Genomic DNA, 18,451 nt, shown 5'->3' with positions numbered 1-18,451 from the left:
TAAAGGCAAGTGGTACTATATGGATACATACTTTAATGCTTATTTTAATACCATGGACTATTTTATATCAGAGACATTATGGAAGGATTATTTTTTAGATGAGGTGGGCCGAAATATATCATATTTCTATACTGATGGGATACCTTATCTGGATGGTTTGAACCAGAAAGAATATAAATACTATGATAATGAAGTTGATTGGGATGACATTTAATTACCTAGCTGTAAGGTTTCCGAGTAAGTATTAAAGCGGATTCGAGTATGCGCTTTGCCTAATAAAATTAATTAAAATGAATAAACAAAAAATGTGCACTTCAAGCTGAAGTGCACATTTTTATTATAATTCATAATATATTGTTTCTATAAATAAGTTAGGTATTTACTAACTCTATGCATCATATTGATTATATTAATTAATGAACGGATTTTAAATATGGATAAGGATTCACATTATTACCATTGATTAATAAACTAAAGTGTAAGTGTGCACCAGTTGAGATTCCAGTGGAACCAACCAAAGCAATCGTTTGTCCCTGATCAACGTAGTCTCCAACATTCACAAGTATTTTGGAACAGTGTAGATATCTTGTCTCAACACCATTTCCATGACTAATCTCAACATAACGTCCTGAAGTACTGTTATAACCAGTTCCTACAACACGACCAGCAAGTACTGATACGATGGAAGAACCATAAGCGCCACCGATATCAAGACCTTTATGGTAGGTGCTAGCACCAGCAGTTGGAGCTTTCCGGTATCCATAATACGCGTAAATATTGTGGTCTGATGGTAATGGCCAAACCATACAGTTTATGTCTGTTTTGATTTCATCCATAGACTTTGCATATTTGAAATTATAAACAAAATCTACATAACTCTTACTTACGTAAGCATCTGTTTCGTTATAATCAACTTTAACCCACTCATCAAGTATTTCTAAGATTTCAAGCTTTTCGCCTTTGGCAATTTGTCCAAGGCGAGTGCTATTTTCTGAAGGTGCTGTACGTACATTTAAAGTTATACAAGTAGCTTGAGCATATTGTACGTAACATTTCTGTGCTAATTTCACAGCATTATCACCAGTAGATAAGTAATCACTCTTAATATAACCTTCTACTTTTCCGGATACAATTCTTGTCCAATCGCCTTCCACTCCTACAATAGTTGCTGCAGAACCACGATATAGACGGCCTGCAAGACTTGAATCAGCAGATGCTCCAGAACGTATGTTAACATAATCATCTACATTAGCAATTGCTAGTCCTTGAAATTGGATTGGTGGAAATTCTTTTGGAGCGAGTGGCTCGCCTCCAACTAAAATTGTTGTAGTTACATTATTTATCGAAATTCCGGATTCTGATAATCTTGCATCATAGTAATTGTCAATTACCATTGACATACCACCGATACCGCCTCCGGATAATGTATTCTCAGTATTTATTGTGGCTGAACTAGTATCTTTAGCGCTCGCCACCGTTGTAGCCTGGTTCCATAAAAATAGTGCAATAAACAAGGTTGCTGCTTGCATAATGACTCTTTTTTTCATTCTAATCCTCCAAAGTATGCCATCTGAATTTGACTTAGACGGTAGATGATGCATTAATTATTACAGAATTATTACACCTCACAGACGAATTATAACAAATTAATAATATGTTGTCAACAATTTGAACAGAGAAAGTATAAGGAAAGGAAAATAATTGTAACAAAGTGATAAAGTGTATCCTACAGAGAGGGAGTTTTGAAACTTGATTTGTTACAAAATATGAAGTGTAACTTAACATATTATAGAAGATAGTCTTTCTATATCTTAGATATTCCTTAATAACCTCGGTGATAGGAGTAGCCGATTATAAGATTACGAATAAGATAATAGAGAATGAAATCATAGAATATAAGGAAGGATTTCTTTCATCCTTATAGCATGGAGACAGCAATGGACCTAGCGAGCAGGACCATTCGGCTAAGGTACGCTCATGATCGTAGAATATACGGAACCGGGATAGGGGTAGCAATTGTAGATACAGGGATATGTCAGCATCCGGATTTTTTAAAAAATTGTAATCGTAAAATTTATTTTAAAGACTTTATTCATCAGAGGACTTTAATGTATGATGACTGTGGTCATGGAACTCATGTAGCAGGAATTATTGGAGGGAGTGGCTATGCCTCTGGTGGAAAATATATAGGAGTGGCACCAAACTGCAATCTGATTATGGCAAAAACCTTAAATTATAAAGGAGATGGCAATATATCAGATGTACTCATAGCACTCGACTGGATTGTGAAGCATAAGGAAGAGCTTGGTATCCGAATTGTAAACTTATCTTTTGGAATGGGCAACAAAGAAATTAGTCAGGATGGCAGAAATTTAATTAATGCAGTTGAAAATGTCTGGGATAGCGGAATCGTCGTGGTAGCAGCAGCTGGAAATGGTGGACCGAATTTAGGCAGCGTTGCAGTTCCTGGGAGTAGTAAGAAAATAATAACTGTAGGTGCGTCAGATGATAATATTGAAGTTGACTTAATGGGAAATCGTGCGAGAAATTACTCTGGAAGAGGTCCAACTTTTGAATGTATTAAAAAGCCAGATATCGTTGCACCAGCAAGTAATATTATGAGTTGCGCGCTAGCTAGGTCTTATGGAGCGGATAAGTTTCGTGCATTAAATAATAATCACTTTTCTTCAGCTGCAAAGGATGGTAGGGAGCGATTTGGAAATTTCTATACTGAAAAAAGTGGAACCAGTATGGCAACTCCAATTGTTAGTGGAGCAATTGCTTTGCTATTATCAATTAAGCCAAACTTGACGCCCAAAGAAGTCAAGATTAAGATACGAGATAGTTGCGTAAACATTGGAGAACCACAGAGTAAACAAGGTTGGGGGCTATTAGATATTGAGAATTTATTAAAGGCGTAGAAGTGTGAAGAAAATTTCTAAAGTACCAAAATGCGCCACCTAAGAAATTCTAAAACTTCACACTAGAAGAATAAAAATGAAATCCATTGGAATTTTATTTTACATGTTACATGTCTATCTGTTTACAATGTTTATATGTTTACAATGTCTACGGTTTACATGAAAACGCGTTTACATGAAAAAGTACTTGACTTAGAGCCAACTCTAAGACTTACAATAAGAAGTAGAAAATCTTCTTTTGTGTCTTAGTAGTTGGCTTTTTTAATAACAAGGATATTGCGTTGCAATTACCTATTTGGGGAATATGTCGAGTTCTTTATTGAAAAAGATTGTTTCTAAGAGTCGCGAAAGAGGAACGATAAAATGCGTAAAGTGATACGCTAGATTGGAGGTATACATGGAATATAGAATGATGGGGAATTTAGGGGTTGAGGTTTCAGCACTTGGGTTTGGTGCTATGAGACTTCCAGTACTAGAAGATGGTACGATTCATGAAGAAGAAGCGATTAAAATGATACGCCATGCTATTGATGAGGGGGTTAATTATGTAGACACGGCTTATCCTTATCATCAAGGGATGAGTGAAGTATTAGTAGGTAAAGCATTAAAGGATGGTTACCGTAAGAAAACATATCTAGCTTCAAAGTGCCCAGTTTGGGAGATAAAATGTCCTGAGGATTTTGATCGAATCTTAGATGAACAATTAAGCAAATTGCAAGTGGAGACGATTGATTTTTATCTTTTACATGCGATTGGAAAAGAACGATTTGAAAATACCATTCAGAAATTTGATCTAATTAAAAAGATGGAACAGGCTAAAGCAGAGGGAAAGATACGCTACATAGGATTTTCTTTCCATGATAATGCAGAAGCTTTTATAAACATAGTGGATAGTTATGATTCTTGGGATTTTTGTCAAATTCAAATGAATTACATTGATATTCATAACCAAGCAACGATAGAGGGAATGGAATATGCGGCTTCTAAGGGGCTTGGGGTTATCGTTATGGAGCCTTTACTTGGTGGAAAACTTGCAAACCCTCCACAGAATGTTTTAGAAGCGTTAAATAACGAAAAAACACCAGTGGAATGGGCTTTGGATTTTATTTGGGATCGAAAAGAAGTAGGCTTATTACTTAGCGGTATGAGCACAATGAAGCAAACAACGGATAACATAGAATATGCGAGCAGATCTAAGATTGGTATGCTAACCAACGACCAAAGAGAGATGTATGTAAATGCAAAGCGTATTTATGATACTATGGCTTTGGTATCATGTACAAAGTGTGCTTATTGTATGCCTTGTCCATTTGGATTAGATATACCAAAAACATTTGAAGCATATAATGCAACCGTGGCAAAAGGAATGGATAATGCAAAAGAAGTCTATGCTGAAATAGATATCAAAGCAGATTCCTGTAGAAGTTGTAAAAAATGTGAGCAGGTATGTCCACAAGCAATACCAATTAGTGATGTAATGAAAAAAGTAGCAACTTGCTTTGGAGGAGAATAATTTTGACAAAAACAAAACAATTAGTATATAGTGCGGTATTTTTAATCCTTGGAGTAATAATACCACAAGCATTTCATTTTATACCGGTAGGTAATACTGGTAGCGTATTATTACCTATGCATATATCAGTCTTACTTTGTGGCTTCTTTATGGGACCATGGTGGGGGCTCATTGTGGGTGGATTAACACCAGCGCTTAGTTCCTTACTAACTGGAATGCCACCAATGCAAAGATTACCATTTATGGTGGTAGAATTAGCAGTTTATGGACTCATAGCTGGATTATGTTATCGTATCTTAAAGATAAAGAAACCTCTTATTAGAATTTATCTATCCTTAGTGATTGCTATGATAGTAGGAAGAGGAGTATATGCGTTATCTTTGTTAGTTGCAACTAAGTTATTACATCTTGAGATGTTGGGACCGATTGCAGCAGTAAATGCATCAATACAAGGTATACCGGGGATTATTATACAATTAGTATTGATACCTCCAATTGTATATCAAGGTAGAAAGAGTGGTTTATTCTATGGATCAGAAAAATAAAGTAACAGAGAAGTTAAAGGAAGGAGGCTATTCTTTCGTTTTATATAAGGATGGGGAATGGTCTACTTCAGAAAAAAGAGGAATAGCTCCAATTATGGAGCTTTTAAAAGAAAACAAAGAGTTACTTCGTGGTGCTTATGTTGCTGATAAAGTAATTGGTAAGGCTGCAGCACTGTTGTTAATTGAAGGAGGAATATCCTATCTTCATGCAGAGATTATCAGTGAACATGCGATTGAAGTTTTGCAAAATTCTAATATTGAATATGAGTATCAGGAATTAGTTCCTTACATTGTTAATCGTTCCGGAGATGGCATGTGTCCAATGGAGGAGACAGTATTAGATGTTACTGATACAAAGATTGCATTTGAATTATTACAGGAAAAGATAAAGAAAATGCAGGCAGCAATGCAAGCACAAAATATGAAATAAATAAAAAACAAGAAAAAGCACACTTTGTTAGCTTTTTCTTGTCAATAGTAAGGGACGAGCTTCATATTCCATTTGTAGCAAGAGAGGGCATTTGGAATATTAGCTCGTCCTTATTATTCCTATATATCATTATCTATGATCTACAAATACATAATTCAATAGCCTTTCCTCGGTATAACTAAGACATAGTTTTTAGTAAATACACTTTATCATTTTGTTATATGGTTACAATCGATATATCAAAAAGAATAGTTTTATATCTGTTTTAATTTTTTTGTTAAATTAGATGAAATAACAAGAAAATAATGTTAATTAGACTGTGAATATATAATAATTATATTGTAAATATATTTGAAATTATGTATAATATGTATGTAAGCGTTTACATGAAATGATAAGGTAGATTGGAGGAATTGCAATGTCAAAAAGGAACAAAGAGGATGATTGGAATAACTTAAGTGACAGAAAAGCGCCAGATAAGAAAACATTAACCACGATGTATAATGTGCTATTAGTATTATCATTAGTTACTCCTCTCATAATGCTGTTCAAGCTAGTATATGTTGATTTATACCATACAGCAGGTATTGTTGAAAGTCATACGCAATATTACATATGGGACTCCTGGAAACTGCTCGTTAGAATTTATAAAGAAACTGCAGATGGTAGGTCATTCTTCATTATAGGGACAATTCCATTAGTATTCTACCTGGTTGGTCTAATACTTTCTTTATCCAGTTTTGTAACAGGATTAAAGGTGAAATTTGAGTGGAAACATGGCGAGAGCTGTAGAAGAGCGTTCACTACAATTATTATCGGAGTAGTATCATCAGTTTTAATTTTGAAAATTATTGATCCATTCTTCAATGTACAAAGTGGTTATGCTGATCTAAAATTACATTTTAATATAACAGTGTACATAAGCTTAGCGTTAGCTATTATTGGAAGAATAGTTGCTGAACAATACTACAAATTAGTAAAAAGAATATAGATACTTAGGAAAATATAGATACTTAGGAAAATATAGATACATAAGAAAAAAATATAGATACTTAAGAAAAAAGAAACGCTTAACAACTACAAAGAAAACAGCAATTTACAAAGCGGGACAAATCAGAGGATTTCAATGGTTTGATCCCGTTTTTTCTGTGTTAGAAATAATTATCCTATTCTTAAAAAAAGAAAAAAGTATAAATGTTAGTACTTACATTTTGCTTAAAATTTTCCTATTTTTTAAGAATTTAGACAGGATAGTTTCCTTTACTGTTTCACTAATAAGTGCTATAATCATGGTGATGTAAGACAAGTAGGAGGAAGCTATACGATGAATATATTATTCTTCTTAACCCCCAAAATTGAGGTAGCGTATATCTTTGATACGTTTACAGTAAGACAAGCGCTTGAGACGTTAAAGAAGCGCGGTTTTTCTGCTATACCTATGATTGATAAGAATGGGAAATATATTGGAACAGTGACAGAAGGGGATCTTTTATGGTATGTCCTGGAACATAGAGAAGATGATCCTGAAAACTTTGATAAGGTAAAGATTAAACAAATTGTTCGTAGAAAAAATCATTGTGCAGTAAGAGCAGACAAAAAGATTGAGGAATTGGTTGATTTGGTAAAGAATCAAAATTTTGTACCTGTATTAGATGATGATGACCGATTCATTGGAATTGTAACCAGAAGGGTGATTATGCAGTATTGTACAGAAGCAATGGTACCCAACTCTAAAGGTAAAGCGATTGTTTAAAACAATAACTTGATGCAATTGCTTAAACAATAGTATGAAAAAAGTTTGATACATTAGCTTAAAACAATAGTATGAAAAAAAGTTTGATACAATAGTTTAAAACAAAATTGTAGATTTGATGTACAAAGAAAGCCTAATACTTAGGCTTTCTTTGTACATATTTTTAGCAGGATAATGTGAAAAATTATGATTTTTCACATATAATTTGGCTGTGACCCAAATTCGTAGGATTGAAGTAGAATGGAGGTTTACTATGGGGATTACATATTCTAAGCAGGAACATATTTTTAAACTAGACACTCCGAATACAACTTACATGATTGGCCTCATTGATGAGGAGAAGTTTATTGGTCATGTGTATTACGGGAAGAGATTGAAAGATACGAATTTATGCTTCTGGAAACAGTTGCTTTTGGGACCGCTTCCATCTCGAAAAAACAGAGATCGTGTTTCTTTTTTGGATTCATATCCTCAGGAATATCCAACTCATGGAATCGGTGATTTCAGACAATCGGCATTCGAGGTTAAAACCGTATCTGGACATCGCGCGGTTAGTATTACATATAAAAGCCATCAAATTTACCCTGGAAAACCGAAACTACCTGGTTTACCTGCTACTTTTGGGAAAGAGGATAGTTGTACAACACTTGAAATTGTTGGTGAGGATAAGCATCTAAACCTTGAAGTAGTGCTCTCTTATACGGTGTTTGAGCATGTTGATGCAATTGCAAGGAATGTTAGAATAAAAAATGAGTCAAACGATTCCATTATGCTTACAAAGGCATTATCCTTATCCTTTGACTTACCAGATAAGGGATACGAAATGATTACTCTCCATGGGTCTTGGGCGCGTGAGAGGCAGGTGGAACAAAGAGTTATAGGACATGGCACGCAAGGTGTTTCCAGTATACGCGGTGAATCGGGGCATCAAGAACATCCATTTCTAGCTGTTGTCGGAAAAAATACGACTGAGGATGCAGGCGAAGCGTACGGTGTTAGTTTTGTTTACTCCGGAAACTTCACAGCTTTAACGGAACGAAATCAATTTGATTTGATAAGGGTACAGATGGGGATTAATCCTGTTGATTTTGAGTGGGAACTAAAACCAAATGAAGAATTTACTACACCAGAAGCAATCATGGTTTACTCTTCAGAAGGTATTGGCACTATGTCTAGGAATTTTCATGATCTTTATCGGAACCATCTAATTCGTGGAGAGTACAAGGATAAGAAAAGACCAATCTTAATTAATAATTGGGAAGCGACGTATTTTAATTTTACAACAGAGAAATTGCTTGATATTGCAAGAAATGCATCTAAACTTGGCATCGAAATGTTAGTAATGGATGATGGCTGGTTTGGCAAGAGAAATAATGATGATTGCGCACTTGGTGATTGGGTTGTAAATGAAGAAAAGTTACCTGGTGGTTTGGAGTATTTGGTTCAGGAGGTAAATAAGCTCGGAATGAAATTTGGTATCTGGGTCGAACCAGAGATGATTTCACCAGATTCTGAACTCTATCGAAATCATCCAGATTGGGCAATTCAGATTCCTGGCAGAGAACCAAGTCAGTGTAGAGAACAATTAGTTCTTGATTTCTCTAGAAAAGAAGTACGTGATTATATTTATCAGAGGATAAGTAAGATTTTGCATAGCGCTAATATTGAGTATGTTAAATGGGATATGAATAGGCCGCTTTGTGATCTTGGAAGTTATGCTTTAGAAGCTAAGAATCAAGGTGAGTTAAGTCATCGTTATGTCCTTGGTGTTTATGATGTACAGGAGAGACTAATCATAGAATTTCCTCATTTGTTGCTAGAAAATTGTTCCGGTGGAGGAGCAAGATTTGACCCTGGAATGTTATATTATAGTCCGCAAATCTGGTGCTCCGATGATACGGATGCTGTGGAGAGACTAAAGATTCAACGTGGAACTGCTATGGTATATCCACTTTCTTGTATGGGTGCTCATGTGAGTGATTGCCCAAATCATACGGTAGGTCGTAACACTCCATTTGAGACAAGAGGGCATGTAGCTTTGGCTGGTACCTTTGGTTATGAACTTGATGTAACCAAAATATCGAAGGAAGATCAAGAAATGATTCCGAAACAGGTTGGATTATATCATAATTACAATGATCTTGTACGAGCTGGAGACTATTACCGAATTATCTCTGTACTTGATGATCCATACAGAGATTGCTATATGGTAGTAGCAAAGGATAAGTCTGAAGCACTTGTAACCTACGTACAGGTATTCACTCGTCCTAATTTCCAATCTCATCGGATTTATCTAAAAGGACTTGATCCAGATGCGAATTACATTTGGGAAGAGACAGATTTTATTCAAACGGGAGAGGCTTATATGCAGGCTGGAATTGATATTTCCGGCCTCTGGGGGGATTATAAATCCATGTTAATCCATCTGATACGTGTAGAATAGAAAAGAAGATTTTACGAAATAGGGATTTTTGCAAAATAGATAGTATCTATCTTTTGCAAAAGTCCTTTTTTTTGTGTACCAGCATGAGTACAGTATAGGTAATATAAATCTACAAGCTATATATAGCTATGATTTATCAATGCTATAAGTAGGCTAATTACTCTCCGAGCGATGCGCTCTATATGTTGAGAATTTGTGTGGTTTTAAAAAAATAAAAAATTTTTTTGAGTAATTTAAAAAAAGTTTTAAGGCTATCATGAAAATAATAAAAATAGCCTATTTTCTAAGAATTTTAAGTATAGTAATAGTAAATTTAGTGGTTAGTAAAACCTCTACTTTTTGGAGAAATGAAAAAAATATAGGCAAAAGTAACAGTAATACTAAGAACAGAGTTTAATATTACTCTTGCCAAAATAAATTCCATCATGTATACTAAATCAACGCATGATGAGACATGTAAATAAATAGTAAATATTTTATGGAATTCTCTGTTATGACAAAAGGAAGGATGTATGAGAAGTATGAAGACACTAACTCAAGAGGATACCCCTATCCATAGAGCTTTAGAGGAGCAAAGACTGAATCGATTGGCGCATTTTGATGTGCCTGGCCATAAAGGAGGCCGTGGAAATAAAGAGTTAAAACATTTTTTAGGAGACACAACATTAAGTCTTGATATGAATTCTATGAAGCCACTAGACAATCTCTGTCATCCGGTTTCTGTCATAAAAGAGGCACAAGAGTTAACTGCGGAAGCATTCGGTGCAGATGAAGCGTTTTTTATTGTTAATGGTACCACCCAGGCAGTTCAAGCCATGATTATGGCTGTGTGTAAAAGTGGAGATAAAGTTATTATGCCAAGAAACGTACACCGAAGTGCAATTAATGCTTTAGTAGTATGTGGGGCAATTCCGGTTTATATTAATCCGGGAACAAATAAAGAGCTTGGAATTCCTCTTGGTATGTCAGTGGAAGATGTAAAACAGGCAATCATTGAAAATCCAGATGCGAAGGCAGTTCTTGTAAATAACCCAACATACTATGGAATCTGCTCGAATTTAAAAGAAATTGTTAAAATAGCGCATGAACATGGCATGCTTGTGCTTGCCGATGAAGCTCACGGAACACATTTTTATTTCCATGATGCACTACCGATTTCAGCTATGGAAGCGGGGGCTGATATGTCAGCGGTAAGTATGCATAAAACAGGTGGTTCCTTAACGCAGAGTTCTATTTTACTAACAAGAAATACAGTGAATGCTGACTATGTGCGTCAGGTTATTAACCTTACACAGACCACGAGTGGTTCTTACCTACTTCTTTCATCCCTAGATATTGCAAGAAAGAATCTTAGTTTAAACGGTAAGAGCATGTTTGATAAAACGATAGAATTTGCAACTTATGCTCGAGAAGAAATCAATAAACTTGGAGGCTACTATGCCTTTGGTGAAGAACTTATTAACGGGGATACCGTATATGCATTTGACATAACCAAGCTTTCAATCCATACACGAAATATCGGATTAGCAGGAATTGAAGTTTATGATTTGCTAAGAGATGATTATGGAATTCAAATTGAATTTGGTGATATTGGAAATATCCTTGCTATTATATCTTCAGGGGATCGAAATCTTGAGATAGAGCGCCTTATTTCCGCACTTTCAGAGATAAAAAGGCTCCATAAGAAGGATATGGCAGGAATGTTTGACCATGAATATATAAATCCACAAATTGTGATGGGACCGCAGGAAGCCTTTTATAGCAATAAGCGTTCTATGCCAATTAATGAAAGCAAGGGACAGATATGTGGAGAATTTGTAATGTGTTATCCACCTGGGATACCAATTCTTGCTCCAGGAGAGCGCATAACAGAAGATATTTTAAATTACATCGCATATGCAAAGGAAAAAGGATGCTTCATGACTGGTACTCAGGATATGAAGATTGAAAATATCAATGTAGTTGAGTAAAGTGTGAAATTATAAGTGTGTAAGAAAAGAGGTAATATATGGAACTTTGGTATACAGATCAACACACAAAAGACGTACGCTTTTCTATCAAAATGAAAGAGCAGCTAGTTAGTGTAGAAAGTGAGTTTCAACGGATCGACATCATCGAAACCTACGAATACGGACGTGTACTTGTATTAGATGGGGAAATGATGATAACGGAAAAGGATGAATTTATCTATCATGAGATGATAACGCATGTTCCTATGGCAGTTCATCCGAATATCCGTAATGTCCTTGTGATTGGAGCAGGAGATGGTGGAACGATTCGGGAGCTAACAAAATACGATACGATAGAGCATATCGATATGGTGGAAGTTGACAAAGAAATTGTACAAGTTTGTAGAGAATATATGCCTTTTACGGCTTGTAAGTTAAATGATAAAAGAGTATCGATGCATTTTGAAGAAGGATTACGTTTTGTCCGTGGAAAACAAGATGAATACGATTTGATTATAGTTGATTGTGCTGATCCATTCGGACCAGCAGAAGGTTTATTTACAAGAGAATTTTACGGAAACTGTTATAAGGCACTTCATGATGACGGAATCTTAATCAATCAGCACGAAAGCCCATTTTACAATGAGCATTCCGGAAGTGTACAAAAAGCACATCGTCATATTACAGCTGTATTTCCGTTAAGCACAGTGTATCAATGTCATATCCCTTCCTACCCATCTGGACACTGGTTGTTTGGATTTGCATCAAAGAAATATGACCCGATTAAGGACTTAAACGACAAGAAATGGAACGAGCTTAAACTACCTGTTCGATATTACAATACCGATTTGCACAAAGGATGTTTCTATCTACCAAATTACGTAAAGGAGTTGTTAGGCAGCTATGAATAAAAACATACATACCTTTTTAGGTTGTGATGCTAACTATGAAGAAAGCGAGATGGTATTGTTTGGAGCTCCGTATGATGGTACCACCTCTTATCGTCCCGGTACAAGATTTGCAAGTGCTGCAATTCGAAATGAGAGTTATGGAATAGAAACCTTTAGCCCATATCAAGAGAAAGATTTGACGGATTATCAGATCTTTGATGGGGGAGATTTAGAACTTCCTTTTGGTGATCCAGTCAGACCACTTTCTTTGATAGAGGAGTTTACTGCTAATGTTTTAAAGGACGGAAAGTTTCCACTTATGATTGGAGGAGAGCACTTAGTAACTTTAGGGGCGATGCGGACAGTTGTAAAACAGTATCCAGATGTGCATATCATACATTTTGATGCTCATGCAGATTTAAGAGAGGATTATCTTGGAGTAAAACTGTCTCATGCAACGGTTATGAGAAGATGTCATGAGTTAGTGGGGGATAACAAAATCTATCAGTTTGGAATCCGAAGTGGAGATAGGGAAGAGTTTTTATTCGGAAATGAACACGTTACTACCTGTAGATTTGATTTTCACACCTTGGATGCTGTGGTTGAGGAATTGGAAAGAAAGCAAGTTCCGGTCTATCTTACGGTAGATTTGGATGTACTTGATCCATCGGTATTTCCAGGAACGGGTACACCAGAAGCTGGCGGTGCTACTTTTACTCAATTATTTGATGCCTTGCAAAAGGTTACAAGATTGAAGGTGGTAGCAGCAGATATGAATGAGCTTTCACCAATATATGACCAAAGTGGAGCTTCCACAGCTTTGGCGTGTAAGCTACTTCGAGAGATGATGCTAATGTTGATGAAATAAAAGAAATTTACCTAAATTGGAATTATTAAGGAGAACTATAATGAGTAGAGCATTAATTATCGGCGCCGGAGGCGTAGCAAGTGTTGTTGTAAACAAGTGTTGTCAAAATTCTGATGTGTTTACAGATATCTGTATTGCAAGCAGAACAAAATCTAAATGTGATGCCCTTAAGAATAAGTTAGATGGCGGTAAAACCAAAATTACAACTGCACAAGTAGATGCAGATAACGTACCTGAGCTTGTCGCATTAATTAATGAGTACAAGCCTGATATTGTAATCAATGTTGCACTTCCATATCAGGATTTAACTATTATGGATGCTTGTCTAGAGACGAAGACAGATTATCTAGATACTGCAAATTATGAACCTTTAGATACAGCAAAATTTGAATATAAGTGGCAGTGGGATTACCGCGAACGTTTTGAAAAGGCTGGTATCACAGCAGTTCTTGGATGTGGTTTTGACCCAGGTGTCACAGGTGTTTTCTCTGCCTATGCAATGAAGCATTATTTTGATGAAATTCATGAAATAGATATTTTAGATTGTAATGGTGGTGACCATGGTTACCCATTTGCTACAAACTTTAATCCTGAGATTAACATCCGTGAAGTTTCTGCAAACGGAAGCTATTGGGAGAATGGTAACTGGGTAGAGACTGAGCCGATGGAAATTAAGAGAGTATATGATTTCGAAGAAGTTGGACAAAAAGATATGTATCTTCTTCATCATGAGGAGTTAGAATCCCTAGCAATTAATATCAAGGGGATTAAGCGTATCCGCTTCTTTATGACATTTGGAGAGAGTTATTTAAGACATCTTAAGTGTCTAGAAAATGTCGGTATGACTTCGATTGAACCAATTGAATTTGAAGGAAAGCAAATCGTACCGCTTCAGTTCTTAAAAGCAGTATTACCTGATCCAGCAACACTAGGACCACGTACGGTAGGTAAAACAAATATTGGCTGTATTTATAAGGGCGTTAAGGATGGAAAAGAAGTTACTTATTATGTATATAATGTATGTGACCATCAGGAATGTTACAAAGAAGTGGGCTCCCAGGCAATTTCGTATACCACCGGGGTTCCTGCAATGATTGGTGCAGCGATGGTACTAACAGGTAAGTGGAAGAAACCAGGCGTATTTAATGTAGAAGAGTTTAATCCAGATCCTTTTATGGAGGAATTAAACCGCTTTGGGCTTCCTTGGAAAGAGAATTTTAAACCTGTATTAGTAGATTAAAGGCAGTAGGGCAGTTGCAAATTTAAACACTTTGCAACTGCTTTTTTAGAAAAAGAAGAAAATTTGCAAGTCTGTGTCTCGCCTGAATCCACAAACTTGATGATACGTATTGTTCGCATACAAGACAAAAGCAACGCAGAAAAGAGGTAATTTATGAAAGAGATCGACTTTAGTCAAATTCCAACCCCCTCCTATGTTGTAGAGGAGCGATTACTAAAACGAAACTTATCCTTATTAAAAAGTATTATGGACCAAACTGGTTGTAAAATACTATTAGCACAAAAGGCATTTTCCATGTTTTATTATTATCCGTTGATTGGATCTTACCTAGCAGGTACTACAGCTAGTTCTTTATTTGAAGCAAGGCTTGGGAAAGAAGAAATGGGAGGAGAAGTGCATATCTTTAATCCTGCCTATCAAGAATCTGAGATGGAGCAAATCATCTCTCTGTGTGATCATATTGTATTTAATACACCGAAACAATGGCTTAAATATAAAGAAGTAATACAAAAATCAGGAAAAAAGGTAAGCTGTGGATTAAGAGTGAATCCACAATACTCAGAAATCGAGGTAGATTTATATAATCCTTGTGCAAAGGGTTCAAGATTAGGTACAATCCTTGATAATATACAGGAAGAGGATTTAGAAGGATTGGAAGGATTGCATTTTCATACCATGTGTGAGCAAAATTCAGATGTCCTAGTTCGAACCTTAAAAGTCGTGGAAGAAAAGTTTAGCTTCCTATTAAAAAAGATGAAGTGGATAAACTTTGGTGGAGGGCATCATATCACAAGAGAAGATTACGATGTGGAGAGTCTGATTTCTTCTATACTTCATATGAAAGAGACTTATGGAATAGAAGTCTATCTAGAACCTGGAGAAGCAATTGGCTTAAATACGGGATACCTGGTTACTAAGGTATTAGATGTTTGTGGTGAGCATGGAGAATGCGCCATATTAGATACTTCTGCTGAATGTCATATGCCTGACGTTCTTGAAATGCCATATCGCCCAGAAATTATAGGAGCTGGTAAAGCCGGAGAAAAAGCTTATACTTATCGCCTTGGGGGACCTACCTGTCTGGCAGGGGATGTTGTGGGAGAGTATTCTTTTGATGAGCCATTAAAAGAAGGGGATATATTAGTCTTCTGCGATATGTCTCATTACAGCATGGTGAAAAATAATACCTTTAACGGAATCAACCTACCTTCTATCGTTGCATACACAGAAAAAGAAGGAATTGTAATTGTCAAACAATTTGGCTATGAAGACTTTAAAATGAGGTTATCATAATAGGTCTTAGGTCATTTAATAACTGAAAACTGTACGCAACAATCGAATAATTCAGAATAGATAGAAAATTAAAACCACTATATCTAGTTATTGGAATCTAAAAAAGAAACAATATGTAGTAGACTTATCCTTTTAACTATGCTATTATATTTATAAGATAATATATTTTAAAATTTCTTTCGTTGCACTTTAAAAGAAGAATAACTTATTTATAAGAGCCTCTTATTACCATCCCTCTTAGGGTGGAAAATAAGGGGCAATCATTTTGGGGGTATACCTAAGACAAAAATTTTAGAAACAAGAAAGGATAGGTTATATGAAGGTAGTTAAGCGTGATGGTAGGGTAACGGATTATGACAGAAATAAGATTTTAGTTGCAATTCGCAAAGCAAACGATGAGGTGGATCCTAAAGAAAAGATCACCGAGGACAAGATTGAAGCGATTATTCTAGGGATTGAACATCTTAAGAAGGATACGATGTATGTTGAAGAAATTCAAGATATGATTGAGCAAAAATTAATGGCAGAGCGTAAGTTTGTATTAGCAAAAACCTACATTATCTATCGTTTTCGCAGAGAGTTAGTAAGAAAAGCGAATACGACAGACGAGTCCATCATGAGTTTAATCAGACATAGTAATGAAGATGTTATGGAGGAAAACTCGAATAAAAATGCTGTCATTGCCTCCACACAACGTGACTTAATCGCAGGTGAGGTATCGAAGGATTTAACAAAACGTTTGTTATTACCAGAAAAGATTACAAAAGCTCATGAGGAAGGGATCCTACATTTTCATGATGCGGATTATTTCCTTCAGTCCATATTTAACTGCTGTTTGATTAATATAAAGGATATGCTTGAAAATGGTACGGTAATGAATGCAAAGCTGATTGAATCTCCAAAGAGTTTTCAGGTTGCTTGTACCGTTATGACACAAATTATTTCTGCTGTAGCAAGTAGTCAGTATGGTGGACAGTCTGTAGACATTCGTCATTTAGGAAAGTATCTTCGCCACAGTATGGACAAATATAGAAAGCGCTATGAATCTTTATTTAATGGAGAAGCTAGTGAAGAAGTAATTGAGAAATTTGTACAAGAAAGAGTACAGGATGAACTTCGTTCCGGTGTTCAGACAATTCAGTATCAGATTAATACTTTGATGACCACAAATGGCCAGTCTCCATTTGTTACGCTATTCTTAAACCTTGATAAAGATGATGAGTATATTGAAGAAAATGCAATGATTATAGAAGAAATTCTTCGTCAGCGTTTAGAAGGAATTAAGAATGAAAAGGGAGTTTATATTACTCCTGCTTTCCCAAAGTTAATCTATGTACTGGATGAACATAACTGTTTAAAAGGCGGTAAATACGACTATATTACAAAGCTTGCTGTAAAATGCTCCGCAAAGCGTCTCTATCCAGACTATATCTCCGCTAAGAAAATGCGTGAGAATTACGAAGGAAATGTATTCTCTTGTATGGGATGCCGTAGTTTCTTATCTCCATGGAAGGATGAAAATGGAGATTATAAATTCGAAGGACGTTTTAATCAAGGTGTAGTTAGCTTAAATCTACCTCAGATTGGTATTATTGCAAATGGTGATGAGGAAATATTCTGGCAGCTTTTAGAGGAACGTTTAGCACTTTGTTTTGAAGCACTTATGTGCAGACATAGAGCATTAGAAGGTACGATCTCTGATGTTAGCCCAATCCATTGGCAGTATGGTGCGATCGCTAGACTGAAAAAGGGAGAGACTATCGATAAGTTGTTGCATAACGGTTATTCTACCATTTCTTTAGGATATATTGGCTTATATGAAGTAACGAAGCTTATGAAAGGGGTAAGCCATACACAGAAGGAAGGAACCGAATTTGCACTTCGTATTATGAATCGCCTCAAAGATGCAGCGGATACCTGGAAGAAAGAAACCGGAATAGGTTTTGGATTATATGGAACACCTGCAGAATCTCTTTGCTATCGTTTTGCAAGAATTGATAAAGAGCGTTTTGGTGACATTAAGGACATTACAGACAAAGGTTATTATACAAACTCCTATCATGTGGATGTACGTGAAGATATCGATGCATTTAGCAAATTCACTTTCGAGAGCCAGTTTCAGGTAATCTCCAGCGGCGGTGCAATTTCTTATATAGAAGTTCCAAATATGCGCCACAACCTGGAAGCATTAGAAGAAATAGTGAAATTTATCTATGATAACATTCAATATGCAGAATTTAATACAAAATCAGATTATTGCCATGTTTGTGGTTTTGATGGTGAGATTAAAATTAATGAGGATTTTGAATGGGAGTGCCCAAATTGCGGAAATAAAGACCATGCAAAGATGAATGTAACTCGTAGAACCTGTGGTTATTTAGGGGAAAATTTCTGGAATAAGGGAAAAACAAAAGAAATTAATGCGAGAGTACTTCATATTTAAAGTCGGTATACAGTTATGAAATTAAAAACTATTGCATAATTAGAATGCATTATTTATAAAGAATGAGCGAGCATAAGAAATTTTCGATATGATATTTGTTGAATAATTAGAAATATCAATAAAAACAAAAAAAATTTGTTTTCAAATGTTATCATTAGCAGAG

General features: G+C 35.7%; 15 protein-coding genes. 14 read left to right on the top strand and 1 reads right to left on the bottom strand.

Translation table 11 applies throughout. The features are described 5' to 3' along the window. The first annotated feature begins 19 nt into the window (after positions 1-19). Positions 20-214 carry a hypothetical protein gene (locus CPHY_RS15885; protein WP_041703733.1) on the top strand — a complete coding sequence of 65 codons (195 nt, stop codon included), beginning with the start codon at positions 20-22 and terminating at the stop codon, positions 212-214. A 199-nt stretch (positions 215-413) separates the two neighbouring features. On the opposite strand, the gene CPHY_RS15880 is transcribed toward CPHY_RS15885, so the two are convergent. After that, on the bottom strand, positions 414-1,547 hold the full coding sequence (locus CPHY_RS15880) for a peptidoglycan DD-metalloendopeptidase family protein (protein WP_012201071.1): 1,134 nt from the start codon (positions 1,545-1,547) through the stop codon (positions 414-416). 390 nt (positions 1,548-1,937) lie between these two features. Here CPHY_RS15880 and CPHY_RS15875 point away from each other — a divergent pair, with 390 nt between their 5' ends. From CPHY_RS15875 to nrdD, 13 genes are all read left to right on the top strand, one after another. Beyond that, positions 1,938-2,921, top strand: a complete 984-nt coding sequence (locus CPHY_RS15875) for a S8 family peptidase (protein WP_012201070.1) — start codon at positions 1,938-1,940, stop codon at positions 2,919-2,921. A gap of 397 nt (positions 2,922-3,318) precedes the next feature. Then, complete coding sequence (locus CPHY_RS15870) at positions 3,319-4,434, top strand: aldo/keto reductase (RefSeq protein WP_012201069.1); 1,116 nt, start codon at positions 3,319-3,321, stop codon at positions 4,432-4,434. A 2-nt stretch (positions 4,435-4,436) separates the two neighbouring features. Then, positions 4,437-4,979 (top strand): ECF transporter S component, encoded by a 543-nt coding sequence (locus tag CPHY_RS15865; RefSeq protein WP_012201068.1) that lies wholly within the window; start codon positions 4,437-4,439, stop codon positions 4,977-4,979. Then, the gene (locus CPHY_RS15860; RefSeq protein WP_041703732.1) at positions 4,963-5,409 is read left to right on the top strand and encodes a DUF1893 domain-containing protein; all 447 of its coding nucleotides are present in this window, start codon (positions 4,963-4,965) and stop codon (positions 5,407-5,409) included. Before CPHY_RS15865 ends, CPHY_RS15860 begins: the two co-directional genes overlap by 17 nt. 418 nt (positions 5,410-5,827) lie before the next feature. Beyond that, on the top strand, positions 5,828-6,400 hold the full coding sequence (locus tag CPHY_RS15855; RefSeq protein WP_012201066.1) for a hypothetical protein: 573 nt from the start codon (positions 5,828-5,830) through the stop codon (positions 6,398-6,400). A gap of 333 nt (positions 6,401-6,733) precedes the next feature. Next, positions 6,734-7,162 carry a CBS domain-containing protein gene (locus CPHY_RS15850; RefSeq protein WP_012201065.1) on the top strand — a complete coding sequence of 143 codons (429 nt, stop codon included), beginning with the start codon at positions 6,734-6,736 and terminating at the stop codon, positions 7,160-7,162. Positions 7,163-7,415: 253 nt separating this feature from the next. Then, the gene (locus CPHY_RS15845) at positions 7,416-9,605 is read left to right on the top strand and encodes an alpha-galactosidase (RefSeq protein ID WP_012201064.1); all 2,190 of its coding nucleotides are present in this window, start codon (positions 7,416-7,418) and stop codon (positions 9,603-9,605) included. A 521-nt stretch (positions 9,606-10,126) separates the two neighbouring features. Further along, positions 10,127-11,575: an aminotransferase class I/II-fold pyridoxal phosphate-dependent enzyme gene (locus CPHY_RS15840; RefSeq protein ID WP_041704596.1), complete on the top strand. Its 1,449-nt coding sequence runs from the start codon at positions 10,127-10,129 to the stop codon at positions 11,573-11,575. Positions 11,576-11,613: 38 nt separating this feature from the next. Beyond that, positions 11,614-12,465, top strand: a complete 852-nt coding sequence (gene speE / locus CPHY_RS15835) for a polyamine aminopropyltransferase (protein ID WP_012201062.1) — start codon at positions 11,614-11,616, stop codon at positions 12,463-12,465. Further along, the gene (gene speB, locus CPHY_RS15830) at positions 12,458-13,312 is read left to right on the top strand and encodes an agmatinase (RefSeq protein ID WP_012201061.1); all 855 of its coding nucleotides are present in this window, start codon (positions 12,458-12,460) and stop codon (positions 13,310-13,312) included. The genes speE and speB overlap by 8 nt, the downstream gene beginning before the upstream one ends. Positions 13,313-13,352: 40 nt before the next feature. Next, entirely contained in the window at positions 13,353-14,552 is a 1,200-nt protein-coding gene (locus CPHY_RS15825; protein ID WP_012201060.1) for a saccharopine dehydrogenase family protein, read from the top strand. Between the two features lie 153 nt (positions 14,553-14,705). Further along, positions 14,706-15,845, top strand: a complete 1,140-nt coding sequence (gene nspC / locus CPHY_RS15820) for a carboxynorspermidine decarboxylase (protein ID WP_012201059.1) — start codon at positions 14,706-14,708, stop codon at positions 15,843-15,845. 316 nt (positions 15,846-16,161) lie between these two features. Continuing rightward, on the top strand, positions 16,162-18,288 hold the full coding sequence (gene nrdD, locus CPHY_RS15815; protein ID WP_012201058.1) for an anaerobic ribonucleoside-triphosphate reductase: 2,127 nt from the start codon (positions 16,162-16,164) through the stop codon (positions 18,286-18,288). Positions 18,289-18,451: the final 163 nt, after the last annotated feature.

The sequence above is a fragment of the Lachnoclostridium phytofermentans ISDg genome, from assembly GCF_000018685.1.
Lineage (GTDB): Bacteria > Bacillota > Clostridia > Lachnospirales > Lachnospiraceae > Lachnoclostridium > Lachnoclostridium phytofermentans.
The sequence above is the reverse complement of the archived record's forward strand: the minus strand, read 5'-3'. Positions and strand labels throughout refer to the sequence as shown.